The organism is Agromyces zhanjiangensis (assembly GCF_040496055.1).
Lineage (GTDB): Bacteria > Actinomycetota > Actinomycetes > Actinomycetales > Microbacteriaceae > Agromyces > Agromyces zhanjiangensis.
Map to the genome: position 1 here is coordinate 49,333 of NZ_JBEPKB010000005.1, position 18,053 is coordinate 67,385.

An 18,053-nucleotide genomic window follows, 5' to 3' on the forward strand; every position below is an offset into this window, starting at 1 on the left:
GCTCAGGAGTCGAGCGCGCGGTCGAACGAGGCGAGCGTGCCCATCGCCGTCCGGTCCCAGGAGTACCCCGTTGCGCGAGCGGCGCCCTGCCCGGCCATCCTCGTCCGGGTCTCCCGGTCGGACAGCAGGTCCTGCAGTGTCCGGGCGAGCGCGGCATGGTCCGTCGGGGGGAACCAGGCGACGGCGTCCCCGCCGACCTCGCGAAGGACGGGCAGGTCGGACGCCACGACGGGGACGCCGCGCGCCATCGCCTCGATGAGGGGGAGTCCGAATCCCTCGAACCGCGTCGGGAACACCAGGAGCGCCGCCTCGGCGTAGAGCCGTTCGAGTTCGTCGGACGCGACCCAGCGCTCGAGCCGTACGCGCTCGTCGAGGCCCAGCCGTCGCACCTCGGGCGCGAGCGGATCGTCGTCGTGGCTCCCGGTCACGACGACCCTCGGACGGCGGTCTGCGGGCATGAGTGCGACGGCTTCGAGGAGTGCGACGAAGTTCTTGTGCGGCATGCGGTTGCCGATCGCGAGGACGAGGTCGTCCGAGCGCTCGGTCCCGGCGGTCGCGTCCCGGGGCGCGACGGCGCCGCCGGCGAGCGGCACCACGTCGATGCGGTCGGGGTCGACGCCGAGCAGGTCGACGAGATCGGCCGCGGTCGACTCGCTGACGGTGAGCACGCGTCGCGCGGCGCGCGCGGCGCCGCGGATCATCCCCCGCAGCACCGGCGCGTAGGGGCCGGGCACGAACTCCGGGTGCCGGAAGGGGAGCAGGTCGTGCACCGTCAGGACGACGGGAGTCCGGGACCGGACGGGGCCGAGGTTCGCGGGTGCGTGGACGAGATCGGCGCGGAGCCGTGCGGCGTGGCGCGAGACGTCGAACACCTCGCCGCGCGCCCATGCGATGCGGTCCTCGCCGGACCGGCCCGACGCCACGAGTTCTCCGGGGAACCACGGCGCCCCGTCTCGTGCGAGTTCGGTCGAGGCCAGCCCCACGAACTCGAGGTCGGGTCTGAGCGAACCGAGCCGCGGGTACAGTTCCCGGACGTACGACTCCATGCCGCCCTTCCGGCCGGTGAGGAACAGCAGGTCGACGAGGATCCGGGTCATGGCGCGTCGCCGCCCGACTGGTCGTCGCGGGCGTGGCGCGGCACGTCGGAGGTCGCGGCCTCGGCGGAGCGCGAGGCGTCCCGCCCGGACGGAGCGGCGCCCCGCACCGCCGCGACGCGGCGCCGGCGCGCCGCCTCGTAGATGATCGCGGAGACGACTTCGGCGACGAGCAGCCCGGCGAAGACCGCCGCAAGCGAGCCCGTGACGAGTGCGAGCCCGGCCAGGGCGAACGTGATCACCGAGACGACGGCGCGGAGGCCGGTCACGAGTCGCACCTCCCCTCGACGGCGCAGCGAGGCGAACGGGATCGTGGTCGCGAGCGAGGCCGCGCGCCACGCGCAGGCGATGAGCAGCGGCAGGAGCGTCGCCGACGTGGTCCAGGCCTCGCCGAAGAGGAATCCGAACACGCCGAGCCACTCCGCGACGAGGAGCGCGGCGATCGCCGCGACGACCGCGCCGGCCGACACGACGATGTCGAGCCCCGAGTGCTCCTTGAGCAGTCGGAGGCGCATGAAGTTCAGCGGGATCGCGAGCAGGCCCGACACGGTCGAGATCGCGGCGAACAGGACCGCCTCGTTCGGGCCGAGGAAGGCCAGGATCATCGAGTTGAGCAGCGGGTAGACGGCTCCGGTGATCGCGGTGTCGGCGACCACCCAGCCCATGACGCGTCGCTCCGGGCGGCTCGCGCGATGCTCGACCGGCAGGCATCGGACGACGGTCGCCGCGACGATGCCCGCGACGAGCGGCGTCAGCGCCCACGCCTGGCCGGCGAAGCCGGCGACGACCCCGGCGAGCGCACCTGCGCCGACGAGGATCGAGGCCCAGATCTCCCGACGATCGAGGCGTTCGGCGACCGAGACGCCGCGGCCGACCTCGAGCGCGGCGACGAGGACGGGGAGCCCGATGCAGAGGGACACCACGTTCGGCCCGGTGGCCACCACCGCGACGCCCGCGACGACGGATGCCGCGGCGAGCCAGAGCGGGAAGACGACGCGTCGTTCGGTACCCGCGGAGCTCAGGCGCGACTCGACGATGACGGCGAACGCGAGCTGCCCCGCGAAGGTGGCGACCGTGACGGCCACGGCGATCACGCCCTGTTCGGCGGGCGTGAAGAGGCGCGACGCGATGGAGACGGTCGCGGCGGGGATCACCGCGAGGGACACGCCGCCGAGGAGGGTGATCGCGCTCATGGTGGCACGGCGCAGCCGCATCGGCGCCGGGGACTCGAGGCTCATCGGCGCACCGCCTCGAGCGCGGAGGAGCCGCCGAACGTCCGGCCGACCGCTCCCTCGAGCCGGCCGAGGAAGACCCACCAGCCGTCGAGGACGCCGTACTCGCCGCCGTGCCGCACGCCGAACGCGAGCCCGCCGCCCACGAAGGCCACCCGCCACGGCCACGGGTAGTGCCAGCGCGTGACGACGAGGCCCAGCCCGCGGCCGTAGGCGCGGAGCTTCCGCCTGCGCTCCGCCCGAGCGAGTCCGTGGGCGTCGGCGATCCCGCCCACCGCCACCGAGGGCGGCAGCCAGGCGATCCGCCCGGTCGCGTCGGGTGCGCGGTCGTCGATGCGCAGGAGCAGGTCCGTCGCCTCGCCCGCCTGCCACGGAGTCGGCGCACCGGTGCCGAGGTCGGGGTCGAACCCGCCGACGGCGTCGAACAGGCTCCGCCGGATGAGCAGGCCCATCTCGATCACGCTCCACGCGTTCCATCGATCGAACGGCGTGCCGGGCTCGGGGAGCTCGAACTTCGGGCCGTGCTCGTCGACGACGGTCATCGCGGCGAGCCGCGTGTCGTCGGGCAGTGCGCGAAGGGCCTCCACCGTGCCGGCCGGGAACCACGTCGTGTCGTTGGGGAACACGAGGAGGGGGTCCGTCCCCTTCAGCACGGACACTCCGTGGTTCCGTCCTCGCGCGGCGCCGGGGTTGCTCGTGGTGACGACCACGCGACCGGCACCCGCGTCGAAGCCGTCGACCAGCGCCTCGACCTGCGCCACGTTCCGCTGCGCCACGATGACGAGTTGGTCACCGGCCCCGAGCCGCCCTCCGAGCGAGTCGAGGAGGCGCCGCAGCGGCTCGACGCGCCCGAGCGTCGAAACCACCAGTCCGAGGTCCACGATGTCTCATTCTGTACGATGATCACGCCCGCACACACCGACAGGATCATCGCCACATGCCTGCTGCGACCGACACGATCGAGCTCTCGATCGTGATGCCGTGCTTGAACGAGGCCGAGACCCTTGCGACCTGCATCGACAAGGCCAACGGGTTCCTCGAGCGGAGCGGCGTCGTGGGCGAGGTCGTGATCGCCGACAACGGCTCGACCGACGGGTCGCAGGAGATCGCGCGGGCGCACGGCGCCCGGGTGGTCGACGTCCCGGCGAAGGGCTACGGCAGCGCGCTGCTCGGCGGCATCGAAGCGGCCCGGGGCACCTACGTGATCATGGGCGACGCCGACGACAGCTACGACTTCTCGAACCTCGACGCGTTCGTCGACCGGCTCCGAGCGGGCGACCAGCTGGTCATGGGCAACCGGTTCCGCGGCGGGATCGCCGAGGGGGCCATGCCGCCGCTGCACAAGTACCTGGGCAACCCGGTGCTGTCGTGGATCGGCCGCGTGCTCTTCCGATCGCCGATCGGCGACTTCCACTGCGGGCTCCGGGGCTTCCATCGGCAGTCGATGCTCGACCTGCACCTGCAGACCACGGGCATGGAGTTCGCGAGCGAGGTGGTCGTGAAGTCGACGCTCGGCGGGCTGCGGGTCACCGAGGTGCCCACGACGCTCGACAAGGACGGTCGGAGCCGGCCGCCGCACCTGCGCAGCTGGCGGGACGGATGGCGGCACCTGCGGTTCCTCCTCATCTTCAGCCCGCGCTGGCTGTTCCTGATCCCCGGTGCGGTCGCGTTCTTCCTCGGGCTCCTGGGCACGCTCGCGCTCACCTTCGGGCCGGTCGTGTTCGGCGACGTCGGGTTCGACCTCCTGAGCCAGGTGTACCTCGCCGCCCTCACCGTCGTCGGGTACCAGTCGGTGCTGTTCGCCATCCTGACCAAGATCTACGCGCAGCACGAGGGGTTCCGGATCCCGAGATCGCGCAACTTCGACCGGCTCGAGCGCCGGATCAGCCTCGAGAGCGGCGCACTCGCCGGACTCGCCCTGTTCATCGTGGGGATCGGGATCGCGATCTGGCAGTTCGTCGTCTGGGCCGCCGCCGACTTCGGCCCGCTCGATCCGGGCACCACCGCGCGCATGGCCGTCCTCGCCGCCCTCTTCATGATGCTCGGCTCGCAGACCATCATGGCGGGAATGTTCCTCGGGGTGCTCAAGGTCGGGCTCCGCAAGGAATGAGCGGCGCAGCGGATGCCGCGGCACGGCCGGCGGCGCGTGCGACGACCGTCTCGGTGGTGATCGGCACGCACAACGGCGCGCGCTTCGTCGGAGAGCAGGTCGCCACGATCCTCGGCCAGACGAGGCCCGTCGACGAGATCGTCGTGAGCGACGACGCCTCGGCGGACGACACGATCGCGATCGTCGAGCGCGCGGTGCAGGAGTACCGCGCGACCGGCGCGGCCGTCGACCTGCTGGTCCTCCGCAACGACGTGCCGCTCGGCGTCACCGCCAACTTCGAGCAGGCGCTGCGCGCCGCGACCGGAGACGTGATCGCCCTGTCGGACCAGGACGATCTCTGGCACCCGGACCGGATCGCCGTCGCGCTCGCCGCGTTCGAGGAGCGGCCGTCGCTGTGCCTCGTCGCCGGCGATGCCGAGCTGGTCGACGCGCAGGGGACCGCGATGCCGGCGTCGCTGTTCGACACCCTGGGGATCGACGAGCCGCTGCGGGCCTCGGTCGACGGCGCCGCCGCGTTCGACGAGCTCCTCCGCCGGAACCTCCTCACCGGCGCGACCATGATGCTGCGCCGGGAGCTGGTCGAACTCGCGGCGCCGTTCCCGGCGAGCTGGGTCCACGACGAGTGGCTCGCGGTCGTCGCCGCCGTGTCCGGCGGCATCGGGTTCCGGGCCGAGCGCCTCATCGGGTACCGGCAGCACGGCTCGAACCAGATCGGCGTGACGTCGCTCGACTGGGGCGGTCGCATCGACCGGCTGCGGGCACCGCGCACCGAGCGCAACGGCCGGCTGCTCGCGCGCGCGGGAGCGCTCGCCGACCGGTTGCCCGGCATCGCGGAGCGCGCCGGCGGCGTCGCGCCGGAGTTCGTCGCCACCGTGACCGGCGACAAGCTCGCGCACGAGCGGGCGCGCTCGAGCCTGCCCGCGGCACGCGTCGCCCGGATCGGGCCGGTGCTGAGGGAATGGCGCACCGGCCGCTACACGCGCTACGGGCTGGGCGCCCAGGACGTGCTGCGCGACCTCGTGCAGCCGATCTGACCCCGGGGCGGGCTCACGCGAGCCGCGCCGGCGACGTGCCCGCGAGTGCGTCGCGCCAGCTCATGTCGCGTGCGGCCTTCACGGCGCAGACGACGAGCAGCATCCACCCGCCCTCGACCAGGGCGAAGCTCTCCGCGAAGCTCGTGACGCTCAGGGCGACGAGGGCGAGCGCGGGCCAGAGGTAGACGACGCTGCGACGCGACGAGGCCAGGAGCCATGCGCGCACGAGGGCGACGCCGACCAGCCCGGCGAAGAGGAGCACGCCGATGACCCCGACCTGGAAGTAGGCGTCGATGTACGCGCTGAGGGCCGACGAGTGGTCGCGCCCGACTCCGCGTTCGACCCACACGTAGGGTGCGGCATCCGGCCACCGCCCGACCCAGCCCCAGCCCTGCAGCGGGTTCACCGCGAGGTAGCGTGAGACCTCGCGCCAGACATCGAGGCGGACGTCGAACTCACCGCGCGCGTCGAGGAGCTCGATGATGCGGATGCGGATGATCCATCCGACGACGAGCATCGCGACGGCGGAGACCAGCAGCGCCAGCTGCCACCGCCACCGCGTGTCCGCCGGCACGCGACGCAGGCCGTAGAGCGCGGCGAGCGCGAGGAGCGTGATGCCCAGGGCGACGAAGGTCGTGGGTGATCCGGAGAGCAGGAGCAGCAGGCCCGCGAGCACCACGGAGGCGATCGCGCGGCCACGGAGGACGCTCCGGGTGCGCCACTCGACGATGAACGTGATGAGGCCGATCAGGGCGACGAAGCCGAGCACGTTCCTCGAACCGAAGATGCCCTGCACGGGGCCGAACGCGGCGATGTTCCCCTGGATCCCGAGGAATGCGATCGGGAGGTCGAGCAGGATGCCGGAGAGCACCTCGAGCGCGAGCGAGACTCCGAGCAGCACCCGGAGCACGTCGCCGAAGGCTCGCACGATCTGGATGGTGTCGCGCATGAGCGCGACGTAGAACCCGAGCACGCCGAAGGCGACGAGGTAGCCCACGCCGAGGACCGTGAGGCCCGGCGTGTCGCTCCAGATCACGGAGGCGCCGCACCAGCCGACGAACACGAGGATGGTCAGCGGCAGGATGCCGTACCACTCGACGGCCCGCCATCGCGCGACGAGCGAGATTGCGGAGAGCACGATGAGCGTGGCCAGCGCGGCGATGAGCCCGGGCCAGCCGACCATCGCGCGCACCGCGTGGGTCGAGAACGCCAGTCCCACCGACATGAGCGTGACCGCCTGCGCGAAGCGCGCCGAGCCGGCGAACTCGCGCAGGGCCGACCTCACCGGGGTACCTCCGCACGCGACCACCGGCGTGGCGAGCGGGTCGGCGGCATGCTCGGGAGCGGTTCGGCCGACCACTGCCGCTGCTTCGTGCCCCATGCGATCGCGATGAGGAGGATCCAGCCGGACTCGACCAGCAGGCGGCTCTCGGCGAGCGACTGGCCGATCAGTGCGACGAGGACCAGCAGGGGCACGACTGCGATCGCGGAGAACCCGACCGGGTGGCCGCGCTCGTCCCGCGGCCGGTCGACGGCGAGGAACCACGAGCGCCACAGTGCGCCGACGACTATCGCGGCGAAGGCGAGGAGTCCGACGATGCCGAGCTGCATCCAGACGTCGAGCCACGCGTTGTGGGCCTGCAGGTACTCGACGCCGTTGCGGACCGCGAGCCCGTCGAAGGGCTCCACCCAGGGCTGCCAGTAGCCGATGTAGCCCCAGCCCACCATCGGGCGTTCGGCCGCGAGCGCGCTCACCGACGCCCAGATGTCGAGGCGGCCGGTCAGGTCGTCGCTCTTGCCGAAGAGGCCGAGCAGCGCGTTCCACAGCAGCGCGACGAGGGCGACGGATGCCACGAGCGCGGCCGCTGCCGAGACGTAGACGATGCGGCGGCCGTCGGGGCCGGCCCGTCGCGCCCACGTCGCGAACCCGAACGCGGCGAGCACGAGCAGCCCGGCGAGGGCGACGGTGGCGGAGCGCGTGAGGAGGAGGACGACGCCGCTCACGACCAGCCAGCCGATGCCCTGGGCGCGCCGCATGCCCCCGCTCGCGAGCAGCGCGGCGAAGAGGATCGCGGCGATCAGCGCCGCCATGCCGAGCAGGTTGCGGTTGGCGACGATGCCCTCGATCGGACCGCCGTCGAAGAGCATCGCGCGCGACCAGTAGTAGGCCATCGGCAGGTCGCCCGCCGTCGGGTCGAAGTCGGGGAAGTTCGGCAGCAGCGGCTCCCGCACGAACACGGCGACCCAGAGCTCGAACAGCAGCGAGAGCGCGAGGACCCACTTGAGCGCGCTGCTCACGGCGCGCAGCACGCCGTGCCAGCCGAGCGAGAGCGTGAGCGAGAGGGCGGCGACGGTCGTCACGAAGAGGATCGCGAGCCCGAGGGCCGTGCCGCCCGGGTAGTGCGACCAGGCGAGGGAGAGCGTCGCGATGCCGAGGAAGAACAACGTCGACTTCGGCGTCCGACGCCAGGTCGCGCGGGGCCGGCGGGCGACCCAGAGCCACACGGAGCCGATCAGCACCACTGCGACGACCGCACCGAACCCCCACCAGCCGAGCAGGTTCCGCCAGAACTGTCCGGCGAACGCGGTGAAGAACACGAACGTGGCGAACGCGCTCTCCAGCACCGGCCGTCGTCCGAGGGTCATGCGCACAAGGGTATCGCGGAGGCCGTGCCTGACCTGCCGCCGCGACCGGCTAGACGAACGCCGCCTCGCCCGTGATCGCGCGACCGACGATGAGCGTGTTCATCTCGCGCGTGCCCTCGTAGGAGTAGAGCGCCTCGGCGTCGGCGAAGAAGCGCGCGACGTCGTAGTCGAGGACGATGCCGTTGCCGCCGCACGCCTCGCGCGCCCACGCGACGGTCTCGCGCATCGCGGAGGTTGCGAACGCCTTGGCGAGCGCCGAGTGCTCGTCGCGCTGCTCGTCCGCGTCGAGCATCTGCGAGACCCGGACGACCATGCCGAGGGAAGCGGTGATGTTGCCGAGGCACTTCACGAGGAGGTCCTGGATGAGCTGGTGCGACGCGATGGGCTTGCCGAACTGCTCGCGCTTGGTCGCGTACCGCACGGCGGCCTCGTAGGCGCCGATCGCGGTGCCGACGGCGGCCCACGCGACCTCGGCCCGCGTGTGCCGGAGCACCGCGGCGGTGTCGCGGAACGAGTTCGCGTTCTGCAGGCGGAGCGACTCGGGCACGCGCACGTCGGTGAGCGTGATGTCGGCGTTCTGCACCATCCGGAGGCTGACCTTGCCCTGGATCTTCGTCGCCGCGTAGCCGGGCGTGGACGTGGGCACGATGAACCCCTTCACCTGGCCGTCGGCCTCGTCCTTGGCCCAGATGACGGTGATGTCAGAGAAGGTCGCGTTGCCGATCCAGCGCTTCTCGCCGTTTAGCACCCACTCGTCGCCCTCCCGCCGGGCGGTCGTGCGCAGGCCGCGCGCCGAGTCGGAGCCCGACAGCGGCTCGGTGAGCCCGAACGCGCCGATGATCTCGCCGGAGGCGAGGCGCGGGATCCATTCGCGACGCTGCTCCTCGGAGCCGGCGATCGAGATCGAGCCGGTCGCGAGTCCGCTCTGGACGCCGACGAACGTGCCGACCGAGGCGTCGACGCGAGCGAGTTCGAGCGCGACGAACCCGCGGAACACGGCCGAGTTCTCGAACGGCGCCGTCTCATCCCACGCGTACGCGAGCACGCCGTGGTCGGCGAGGGGGTTCACGACCTCCATCGGGAACTCGGCCCGCTCCCAGTGGTCGTTGACGATGGGCCGCACGTCGCGCTCGAGCCAGGCGCGGAGGGACACGAGCGCCTCCTGCTCGCGGTCGGTCAGCAGGGAGGCGTACGAGTAGAAGTCGCTCGCGAGCGGCTCGAAGGACATGACTGCTCCTCATTCATCGGCGGATGGCCCGAGCGTAGGCAGCCACCCGTCCGGGAGCGCAGTGCTTGGTAGTTTGGGGCCAAACCGCGAAAGGACCCCACTCCGCATGTTTGTCGCGATCCGCAACACGCCCCGGGACTATGCGTGGGGTTCCCACACCGCGATCGCAGAGTTCCGAGGAACGGAGCCGAGCGGGTCGCCCGAGGCGGAGCTCTGGCTGGGCGCGCACGCGGGATCGCCCGCCGAGGTGGTCGATGCGGCGTCCGCCGAGGCGGCCGACCTCGCCGAGCTCATCGCCGCGAACCCGGCGCTCGCGCTCGGGCCCGAGCATGCACGCGAGGGGGCCCGGCTCCCGTTCCTGCTCAAGGTGCTCGCCGCCGCGCGACCGCTGTCGCTGCAGGCGCATCCCACGCCCGACCAGGCGCGCGTGGGGTTCGGCCGCGAGGAGGCCGAAGGCGTGCCGATCGACGCGTTCGACCGCAACTACAAGGATCCGTTCGCCAAGCCCGAGCTCATCGTCGCGGTGAGCGAGTCGTTCGAGGCGCTCTCGGGCTTCCGGCCGCTCGAGGAGGTCGCCGGGGTCCTCGACGCCCTCCGGGCCGCCGACACCGGCTCGCCCGAGCCGCAGCCGGGCGCGCTGGACCTGCTCGCCGCGCGGCTCGAGGGCCCGGACGGCCTCCGCGAGTGCGTCGCGTGGCTCCTCCAGGACGGTCGCGGCGAGGACACCGGCGAGGCCGCCTGGCTGATCGAGCGGGTGACCGCGCTCGCCGCGAGCGACGCGGCGCTCGGCTCGCGGTTCGCCGCGTCGTTCCGCACGGTGCTCGACCTCGCCGAGGAGTACCCGGGCGACCCGGGGATCGTGATCTCGCTCCTGCTGAACCGGGTGACGCTCGCGCGCGGGGAGGCCCTGTTCCTCGACGCGGGCAACATCCACGCCTACCTCTCGGGCCTCGGCATCGAGCTGATGGCCGCGAGCGACAACGTGCTGCGCGGCGGCCTCACGCCGAAGCACATCGACGTGCCCGAGCTCCTCGAGGTGCTCGACTTCACGCCGATCGAGCCGCCGCTGCTGCGGCCGATCGAGGCGGCGGAGGGCATCCGGGAGTACCGCCCCGCCGTGCCGGACTTCACGCTCTTCCGGGTCGCGGGCGCGGACGATGCGGCGCGCATCGCGCTGTCGGGACCGGCGATCGTCCTCGCCGAGGGCGCGGACGTGCGGGTCGCCGGCGCGCACGGGTCGATCGCGATCGCGCGCGGCGAGGCCGCGTTCGTCTCGCCCGACGAGGCGTCCCTCGCGATCGGCGGCGAGGGCGTCGCGTGGGTGGCGACCGTGCCTCCGATGCAGGGCTGAGCGGGGCCGCGCTGCGCGACGCGAAGTGAGCGATGGGCGGATGCCGCGGCATCCGCCCGGGTCATCCGGCCTGTCGCGGTCCGAACACCCGGCGGTACTGGGTCGGCGTGGTCTGCAGCGTCTTCACGAAGTGGTGGCGCATGACCGCTGCGGCGCCGAAGCCCGTCTCGCGGGCGATCTCCTCGAGCGTGAAGTCGGTCTCCTCGAGCAGTTGCTGCGCGCGGAGGAGCCGCTGGCGGTTGAGCCAGGCGTTCGGCGTCGTGCCGGTCTCGGCACGGAACTTCCGTGCGAAGGTCCTGGGCGACATCAGCGCCTTGCGGGCGAGGCGGTCGACGGTCAGGTCCTCGTCGAGGTGCTCGAGCATCCACTCGGTGACGAGGGCGAACGAGTCGCTCCTCGCGTCGACGACCGGGGTCTGGATGAACTGGGACTGCCCGCCGTCCCGCTGGGGCGGGACCACCATGCGCCGGGCGACGATGTTGGCGGCGCTCGCGCCGAGCTCGGTGCGCACGATGTGCAGCGCCGCGTCGATGCCGGCGGCGGTGCCCGCGCCGGTGACGACCTTGCCGTCCTGCACGAAGAGCACGTCGGGGTCGACCTCGGTGTCGGGGAACATCTCGGCCATGCGGTCGGTGTAGAGCCAGTGCGTGGTCGCCCGCCGACCGTCGAGCACCCCGGCGCGGCCGAGCGTGAAGGCGCCCGAGCAGACGCTCAGCACCCAGGCGCCGCGGTCGACGGCCTCGCGGATGACGCGCAGGACCTCGGGGTGGGCCGGCTCGTCGATGAGCGAGGCGGGGACGGCGACGAGATCGGCGGTCTCGGCGGCCTCGAGTCCCTCGTGCACGACGACGTCGAAGCCGAGCTTCGTGGAGATCGGACCGGGTTCGGCGGCGACCACGTGGAAGTCGAACGTCGGACCGCCCTGCTCCGATCGGTCGATGCCGAAGACCTCGCAGATCACGCCGAACTCGAACGGGGCCATCTGCGGGACGGCGATGCACGCGATGGTCTGGAGCACGGTTCCTCCTCGAGGCCGCCTGAGTGTGGCAGGAATGTGTCGATCGGTGGCGAGTCTGCCACTTTCGGCAGGATCTTGCAAGGCGCAGAATTCCTGCCATGGACATCATCGTGTTTCTGGTCCTCGTGGGACTCGCGGTGTGGGGCGTCGTCGCGACGCTGCTCCGCCTCGACTCGGACGGCTACGGCCGTCCCGAGATCCGGGACCGCGTGCGTCACGTCGACCGCGCCCCGCTGCGTCGCGCCTGACCCCGCCCGCTAGCATCGTCACGACGCCGGAGACTCCGGCGACGGAAGGCGGGACATGAGCTGGCTGGTCACCGGGGGAGCGGGCTACATCGGAGCGCACGTCGTGCGCGCGTTCCGGGCCCAGGGCATCGAGACGGTCGTCGTGGACGACCTCTCCTCCGGCAGGCGGACGTTCGTCCCCGATGGGACGCCGTTCGTGCACGGCTCGATCCTCGACGGCGCGCTCCTCGAGGACACCATGCAGGCGCACGACGTCGGCGGCGTGGTCCACCTCGCCGGCTTCAAGTACGCCGGGGTGTCGATGCAGCGCCCCCTCCACACGTACGAGCAGAACGTCACGGGCACCGCGAGGCTCCTCGGCGCCATGGAGGCGAGCGGGGTCGACCGCATCGTGTTCTCGTCGAGCGCCGCCGTCTACGGCACCCCCGACGTGGACCTCGTGACCGAGGACACGCCGAAGCGCCCGGAGTCGCCGTACGGCGAGTCGAAGCTCATCGGCGAATGGCTCCTCGCCGACCAGGCTCGCGCGGCAGGCCTCCGGCACACCTCCCTCCGCTACTTCAACGTCGTGGGCTCGGGCACCGACGAGGTGTTCGACCCGAGCCCGCACAACCTCTTCCCGCTCGTCTTCGACGCCTTGCTCGATGGGCGCACGCCCCGCATCAACGGCGACGACTACCCGACGCCCGACGGCACGTGCGTGCGCGACTACATCCACGTCGCCGACCTCGCCGACGCGCACGTGGCGGCGGCACGACGCCTCGACGCCGGCGATCCGATCGAGGCGGTCTACAACCTCGGGTCCGGCGACGGCGTCTCGGTGGGCGAGATCATGCGCGAGGTGGCGCACGTGACGGGCGACGACTTCACCCCCGAGGTCGGGCCCCGCCGTGCGGGCGACCCGGCGCGCATCGTCGCCTCCGGCGACCTCGCCGCCCGCGACCTCGACTGGCGGATGCGCCACTCGCTCCGCGAGATGGTCGCCAGTGCGTGGTCGGCCCGCCGGGCGGCAGCCGTCGAGTGAGCCCGATCACGACTCGGACACGCACCCAGCGTGTCGCGTTCGTCGTCAAGCCTCGACGAGGTATTGAGGGTTCTCCATCCGCGACTTGACTCCACCGAATTACACCGATGTAATTGGTGAGACACACCCCTCGGGGATGTCGGTACAACTGGGTGGGAGACGATATGGGCAAGCCTGAATATCGTTCTGGGGTACCTGAGGATTGGTTCGTCGACCCCGTGCGGCTCGGCGTACCGGGGGTTCGCGGGGTCGCAGACGACGACAACCAACTGGCGTGGCAGACCGATGCGCTGTGCGCGCAGACCGATCCGGAGGCGTTCTTCCCCGAGAAGGGCGGTTCCACGCGCGACGCCAAGCGCATCTGCACGGGCTGCGAGGTCCGTTCGGAATGCCTCGAGTACGCACTGGCGAACGACGAGCGGTTCGGCATCTGGGGCGGGCTCTCCGAGCGCGAGCGACGCAAGCTCCGTCGGCAGGCCGGCTGACCGTCCCACGCAGGGTGCGGCGCGTGCTCACGGCACGCCCGCAGTGCTGACGGATGCCGCGGGGGCGGCCGCCTAGGCTGTCCCCGATGTTCCCCAGAGTCACCGCCGTCCTCGTCGTGCAGCACGGCGGCGACCGGCTCCGCGCCACGATCGACGCGCTGCGGTCGCAGACGCGCCAGCCGGACGACCTCGCCGTCGTCCTGATGGACGCCGATGACGCCACCCGTCGCCGGGTCGAGGCGCTCCGGCCGTCCCACGTCGTCTCGCTCGGGGCGTCGCAGCCGTTCGGTGCGGCCGTCGCCGCCGTGGAACGGACCCTGCCCGAGCCGCCCGACGAGCGGTCGTCGCTCTGGCTGCTGGCGGAGGACTCCGCCCCGGAGCCGACCGCCCTCGAGTCGCTCGTCGCCGCACTCGAGAACGCGCGCACCGCGGCGATCGCCGCGCCGAAGCTCGTCGAGTGGGACGACCCGAAGCGGATCGTGCGGTTCGGGCGGTCGGTCACGCGGGGCGGCCGGAGCCTGGCGATCGTCGACGGCGAACTCGACCAGGGGCAGCACGACGACCTCTCGGACATCCTCGGGGCCGACCCCGTCGGCATGCTCGTCCGGCACTCCGTGTGGCGCCACCTGGAGGGGTTCGATCCGGCACTGCCCGTCGTCGACGACGGCCTCGACCTCGGAATGCGCGCGCGGCTCGCCGGGCACCGGGTGATCGCCGTGCCGTCTGCCGCGATCAGGTTCGCTGATTCGGGCGTCGCGGGTCCCGGGTCGGAGCCCGGCGGACGCGCCGCCCGGCACCGCGCGCGGGTCGCGCGCGCCGCGTGGCTGCACCGGCGGCTCGCGGATGCCCCGACGGTGCTCGTTCCCCTTCACTGGCTCGCACTGCTGCCCCTCGCAGTACTCCGATCGCTCCGTCACCTGCTCGTCAAGACCCCCGGCTCCATCCCCGGCGAGTTCGCCGCGGCGATCGAGGTCATGGTCACGCCGCAGCGGATCCTGCGCTCGCGGCGCGGCATCGCGCGTGTGAAGACCGCGAAGTGGTCGGCGCTCGCCACGCTCCGGATCCGGCCCGACGAGGTGCGCGTCCGACGGCAGCTGGCGGCCGAAGCGCGGCGTCAGCGCGCGCGCGGCCGGGTCGACGACCTGCAGTTCCTGCAGACGGGCGGCGGATGGGTGCTCCTCGTCACCCTCGCCCTCTCCGCGGTCCTCTACGCGCCGCTGCTGGCATCCGGCGGCATCTCGGGTGGCGGACTGCTTCCCCTGTCCGAGGACGTCGCCTCCCTGTGGCGCAACGCGTCCGCGGGGTGGCGAGACGTCGGCGGCGGGTTCGTCGGCGCGGCCGACCCGTTCGCGGGCGTGCTCGCGGTCCTCGGGAGCACGACGTTCTGGAACCCCTCGGCCGTCCTGCTCGGGTTGTGGCTCGTCGCCATCCCGTTGTCGGGCCTCGGCGGGTGGTTCGCCGCGTCCCGCCTCACCGAGCGGGCGTCGCTGCGCGTGCTCGGCGGCCTCGCGTGGGCGGTCGCACCGCCGCTCCTCGACGCGCTCGCCGCAGGCCGCCCCGCCGCGGTGCTCGTCCACGTCCTCCTTCCCTGGCTCGCCGTGCTGATGTTCGCCGCCGGGACCTCCTGGGCGGCCGCGGCAGCCGCGTCACTGGTCTTCGCCGCGATCGTCGCGTGCGCGCCGGTCCTCGCGCCCGCGCTGATGCTGGCCTGGCTCGTGGCGCTGCCGCTCGCGGGCCGCGCCGCAGTGCGGCTCGTCGGCATCCCCCTGCCGGCGCTCGCGCTCGCACTCCCGTTGATCGTGCAGCAGGTCGGGCGCGGTGCACCGCTCTCGCTCCTCGCCGACCCGGGCCTCCCGCACGGCGGCGGCGAGCCGACCGTGGCGCAGCTCGCGCTCGGGCAGGCGAACGGGACATGGGGCCGCTGGGAGGACGCACTGGGCGGGCTCGTCGCGGAGTTCGTCCCGCCTCCGATCCTCCTCGCCGTCCTCCTCGCCCCACTCGCGCTCACCGCGATCGCGGTCGTCGCGTCGCGACGCCTTCGCGGCGGACTGCTCGCGCTCGCCCTCGCAGCGGGCGGCTTCGCCACCGCCTTCGGCGCGACCCTCGTGCACGTCGCCTTCTCGGGCGATCGGGCGGTGCCCGTCTGGGCGGGGGCGGGCATCAGCGTGATGTGGCTCGGCCTGCTCGCCGCCGCGATCGTCGCGCTCAGCACGCTCCGCCGGGGTGCTGCGGCGGCGGCGGCGATCGTGGTCGTGTGCGCGATCATGGCCGTGACCCCGACCATCGTGGCGATCGCGCTCGGGCGCACCGCGGTCGGACCGGTTCCGGAACGGACCCTCCCGGCCTTCGTCGAGGCCGAGGCCGCGTCGGATCCGCGCGTCGGCACGCTGCGGATGCAGCCCACGGCGGATGGCGGGATCCGCGCCACCATCGAGCGCGGCACCGGCGCCACGCTCGACGAGCAGTCGACCCTCGCATCGACGCAGCGCGAGCTCACCACGCGCACCGAGTCGATCGCGGACCTCGCGGGCAACCTCGCCTCGCGCAGCGGCTACGACGCGACGTCGGCGGTCGGGGAGTTCGGGCTCTCGTTCGTGCTCGTCGGGACGGCCGCGCCCGACGACACCGCCGCGGTCGCCGTCGAGCAGCGCGCACGCGCAGCGCTCGACGGCAACCCGCAGGTCGTCGCGATCGGCGAGACCGACTTCGGGCCGATCTGGCGGTTCGTCGACGCGGAGCAGGACGCGCCCGGCGGGGTCGTCCCGGACGCCGGACCCGTGGCCGGGTGGATCGTGGTGGGCCAGCTCGTCGTCATCGGTGCGGCCCTCCTGCTGTCGATCCCGACGGGCGGCGGTCGGGAACCCGACCGCAGGCCCCCGTCGGTGCGTCGCCGGCGACGGCGGACGGTGCGCGCGGCCGCGGCACGCGAGGACGCGGCGGCCGAGGCCGCACCCGCCCGCGGGACGACGACGGATGCGCCGCCGGGGCCGCCGGAGGCCGGCGCGGCGTCGCCTGGGGAGCGGCGCGACGCCGACGCCGACGCCGACGAGCCGACGGTGTACGACGAAGACGAAGACGAAGACGAAGACGAGGCCAGGGACGAGGACGGAGGTGGCCGCCGTGCCGACGAGACGTGACGTGATCCGCGGAGTCCTCCGGGGCGTCGCGGTCCTGGCCGCCGGCGGCCTCGCCGCGGGCGCGCTGCTCGCGGCATCCGTCGCACCGTTGCCCGAGGTCGTGGCAGAACCGCCGTCGACCGTCGTCCAGCCGGCGGAGAGCCGGCAGCTCCGGGTCTGCCCGGGACCGCTGCTGTCGCTCGCGGACGACGCCGCGTCGGCCGCCACCGCTCGCTCGTCCGGCGCACCCGAGCTCATCGTCGCGGCGGACCCCGAGAGCGCCACGATCGAACGGACGCCGCTCGAGGCACCGGACAACGCCGGTGCGGACGCGGGCGGCGGCCCGATCGCGATCTCCGCGGAGCCGGGGGCCGTGCTGGCCGGCATGCTCGCCGGTGCGCAGTCGCAGGCCGTGTCGAGCGAGTCGCTCAGCGGCTTCGCGGCGGCGGCATGCGTCGAGCCGGCGTCCGACTCATGGCTCCTCGCCGGTGCCACCGAAGTCGGACGTTCGGGCCTCGTGCTGCTCGCCAACCCCGGCGAGGTCGCCTCCACGGTCGACGTCCGCGTGGTCGGCGAGACCGGGCCGGTCGAGGCGCCGGCCGGGCTCGGCATCGTCGTGCCGCCCGGCAGCCAGCGCGTCGTCTCGCTCGCCGGACTCGCGCCCAGCGTGCGCACACCGGTCGTCCACGTGACCAGCGGAGGCGCGCCGATCGCCGCGGCGCTGCAGCACTCGGTCGTGCTCGGCCTCGAGCCTGCGGGCGTGGAGCTGTCGACGCCCGCCGCCCCGCCCGCGACCCGCCAGGTGGTGCCCGGCGTCGTGGTGACCGACGCGCCGGGCGTGGCGCCCGACGAGGACCACGCGGAGGGCGACGACTTCCCGGCACTCCGCCTGTTCGCGCCCGACGAGGCCGAGGCCTCCGCGGTCGTCGAGGTCCGGGACGGTGGCGGCGCCGCCGTCTCCCGGATCGAGGTCACCCTCGCCGCCGGCCAGGCCACGGACCTCCCGCTCGGCACGCTCGATCCCGGCGCGTACACCGTCGTCGTCGACGCGGACGCGCCGGTCGTCGCGGCCGCCCGCTCCACGGTCCTCGGCGACGGCGGCGACCCGATCCTCGCCGACCTGGCCTGGTCGGCCGCGACCGGCCCGCTGCTGGAACGCGCGGCGGTCGCGATCCCCGACGGGCCGGGTGCGACGCTCCGACTGGCGAACCCCGGCGACGAGGCGGCCACCGCGACGGTCTCGATCGGCGGGGGCGAGCGGTCCGTGGCGGTCCCGGCCGGCGGCGCGGCATCCGTCCCGGTGCGGGGCGGGGACCGCCTCATCCTCGAGGGCGTCGAGGGCCTGCACGCGGCCGTCACCTTCGAGGACGGCGACGTGCTCGCGTCGATCCCGGTCGCGCCGCCGGGACCGCTCGACAGCCCGGTCCGCGTGTTCCCCCAGTAGGAGCCGCGGCCGCTCGAACGCAG

General features: G+C 73.3%; 15 protein-coding genes. 8 read left to right on the top strand and 7 right to left on the bottom strand.

The features are described 5' to 3' along the window. Positions 1-2: 2 nt before the first annotated feature. The 3 genes from ABME02_RS11085 to ABME02_RS11095 are packed head-to-tail and all read right to left on the bottom strand — an operon-like array spanning position 3 to position 3,207. Positions 3-1,097 (bottom strand): glycosyltransferase family 4 protein, encoded by a 1,095-nt coding sequence (locus ABME02_RS11085; protein WP_353815383.1) that lies wholly within the window; start codon positions 1,095-1,097, stop codon positions 3-5. Beyond that, on the bottom strand, positions 1,094-2,332 hold the full coding sequence (locus ABME02_RS11090) for a hypothetical protein (protein WP_353815384.1): 1,239 nt from the start codon (positions 2,330-2,332) through the stop codon (positions 1,094-1,096). Before ABME02_RS11090 ends, ABME02_RS11085 begins: the two co-directional genes overlap by 4 nt. Further along, positions 2,329-3,207 (bottom strand): glycosyltransferase family 2 protein, encoded by an 879-nt coding sequence (locus ABME02_RS11095; RefSeq protein ID WP_353815385.1) that lies wholly within the window; start codon positions 3,205-3,207, stop codon positions 2,329-2,331. Before ABME02_RS11095 ends, ABME02_RS11090 begins: the two co-directional genes overlap by 4 nt. A gap of 56 nt (positions 3,208-3,263) precedes the next feature. On the opposite strand from ABME02_RS11095, the gene ABME02_RS11100 reads away from it, so the two are divergent. Both ABME02_RS11100 and ABME02_RS11105 read left to right on the top strand, forming a co-directional pair. Further along, entirely contained in the window at positions 3,264-4,436 is a 1,173-nt protein-coding gene (locus ABME02_RS11100) for a glycosyltransferase family 2 protein (RefSeq protein WP_353815386.1), read from the top strand. Beyond that, positions 4,433-5,470 (top strand): glycosyltransferase family 2 protein, encoded by a 1,038-nt coding sequence (locus ABME02_RS11105; RefSeq protein WP_353815387.1) that lies wholly within the window; start codon positions 4,433-4,435, stop codon positions 5,468-5,470. Before ABME02_RS11100 ends, ABME02_RS11105 begins: the two co-directional genes overlap by 4 nt. A 13-nt stretch (positions 5,471-5,483) precedes the next feature. On the opposite strand, the gene ABME02_RS11110 is transcribed toward ABME02_RS11105, so the two are convergent. Genes ABME02_RS11110 through ABME02_RS11120 form a run of 3 tightly spaced genes read right to left on the bottom strand, consistent with a single transcriptional unit; the run spans position 5,484 to position 9,344 of the window. Beyond that, on the bottom strand, positions 5,484-6,755 hold the full coding sequence (locus tag ABME02_RS11110) for an O-antigen ligase family protein (RefSeq protein ID WP_353815388.1): 1,272 nt from the start codon (positions 6,753-6,755) through the stop codon (positions 5,484-5,486). Then, entirely contained in the window at positions 6,752-8,116 is a 1,365-nt protein-coding gene (locus ABME02_RS11115; protein WP_353815389.1) for an O-antigen ligase family protein, read from the bottom strand. The genes ABME02_RS11110 and ABME02_RS11115 overlap by 4 nt, the downstream gene beginning before the upstream one ends. A gap of 49 nt (positions 8,117-8,165) precedes the next feature. Further along, the gene (locus ABME02_RS11120; protein ID WP_353815390.1) at positions 8,166-9,344 is read right to left on the bottom strand and encodes an acyl-CoA dehydrogenase family protein; all 1,179 of its coding nucleotides are present in this window, start codon (positions 9,342-9,344) and stop codon (positions 8,166-8,168) included. 106 nt (positions 9,345-9,450) lie between these two features. Here ABME02_RS11120 and manA point away from each other — a divergent pair, with 106 nt between their 5' ends. Further along, complete coding sequence (manA, locus tag ABME02_RS11125) at positions 9,451-10,695, top strand: mannose-6-phosphate isomerase, class I (RefSeq protein WP_353815391.1); 1,245 nt, start codon at positions 9,451-9,453, stop codon at positions 10,693-10,695. A 61-nt stretch (positions 10,696-10,756) separates the two neighbouring features. Here the strand turns inward: manA and ABME02_RS11130 are convergent, their stop codons facing one another. Then, entirely contained in the window at positions 10,757-11,713 is a 957-nt protein-coding gene (locus ABME02_RS11130) for a GlxA family transcriptional regulator (protein WP_353815392.1), read from the bottom strand. Positions 11,714-11,811: 98 nt separating this feature from the next. Here ABME02_RS11130 and ABME02_RS11135 point away from each other — a divergent pair, with 98 nt between their 5' ends. From ABME02_RS11135 to ABME02_RS11155, 5 genes are all read left to right on the top strand, one after another. Continuing rightward, positions 11,812-11,961: a hypothetical protein gene (locus ABME02_RS11135; RefSeq protein ID WP_353815393.1), complete on the top strand. Its 150-nt coding sequence runs from the start codon at positions 11,812-11,814 to the stop codon at positions 11,959-11,961. 55 nt (positions 11,962-12,016) lie between these two features. Then, positions 12,017-12,985, top strand: a complete 969-nt coding sequence (gene galE, locus ABME02_RS11140) for a UDP-glucose 4-epimerase GalE (RefSeq protein ID WP_353815394.1) — start codon at positions 12,017-12,019, stop codon at positions 12,983-12,985. A 164-nt stretch (positions 12,986-13,149) separates the two neighbouring features. Next, a complete protein-coding gene (locus tag ABME02_RS11145) occupies positions 13,150-13,470 on the top strand; it encodes a WhiB family transcriptional regulator (protein WP_129234301.1) in 321 nt (106 codons plus the stop codon). 86 nt (positions 13,471-13,556) lie between these two features. Next, positions 13,557-16,607, top strand: coding sequence for a glycosyltransferase family 2 protein (locus ABME02_RS11150; RefSeq protein ID WP_353815395.1), 3,051 nt, complete (start codon positions 13,557-13,559; stop codon positions 16,605-16,607). Continuing rightward, positions 16,591-18,030 (top strand): DUF5719 family protein, encoded by a 1,440-nt coding sequence (locus ABME02_RS11155; protein WP_353815396.1) that lies wholly within the window; start codon positions 16,591-16,593, stop codon positions 18,028-18,030. The genes ABME02_RS11150 and ABME02_RS11155 overlap by 17 nt, the downstream gene beginning before the upstream one ends. Positions 18,031-18,053 lie beyond the last annotated feature (23 nt).

Coding starts and splice junctions, on each gene's coding strand:
- ABME02_RS11085 (WP_353815383.1), bottom strand. CDS start 1,097: ATGACCCGGATCCTCGTCGACCTGCTGTTCCTCACCGGCCGGAAGGGC.
- ABME02_RS11090 (WP_353815384.1), bottom strand. CDS start 2,332: ATGAGCCTCGAGTCCCCGGCGCCGATGCGGCTGCGCCGTGCCACCATG.
- ABME02_RS11100 (WP_353815386.1), top strand. CDS start 3,264: ATGCCTGCTGCGACCGACACGATCGAGCTCTCGATCGTGATGCCGTGC.
- ABME02_RS11105 (WP_353815387.1), top strand. CDS start 4,433: ATGAGCGGCGCAGCGGATGCCGCGGCACGGCCGGCGGCGCGTGCGACG.
- ABME02_RS11115 (WP_353815389.1), bottom strand. CDS start 8,116: ATGACCCTCGGACGACGGCCGGTGCTGGAGAGCGCGTTCGCCACGTTC.
- ABME02_RS11120 (WP_353815390.1), bottom strand. CDS start 9,344: ATGTCCTTCGAGCCGCTCGCGAGCGACTTCTACTCGTACGCCTCCCTG.
- manA (WP_353815391.1), top strand. CDS start 9,451: ATGTTTGTCGCGATCCGCAACACGCCCCGGGACTATGCGTGGGGTTCC.
- ABME02_RS11135 (WP_353815393.1), top strand. CDS start 11,812: ATGGACATCATCGTGTTTCTGGTCCTCGTGGGACTCGCGGTGTGGGGC.
- galE (WP_353815394.1), top strand. CDS start 12,017: ATGAGCTGGCTGGTCACCGGGGGAGCGGGCTACATCGGAGCGCACGTC.
- ABME02_RS11145 (WP_129234301.1), top strand. CDS start 13,150: ATGGGCAAGCCTGAATATCGTTCTGGGGTACCTGAGGATTGGTTCGTC.
- ABME02_RS11150 (WP_353815395.1), top strand. CDS start 13,557: ATGTTCCCCAGAGTCACCGCCGTCCTCGTCGTGCAGCACGGCGGCGAC.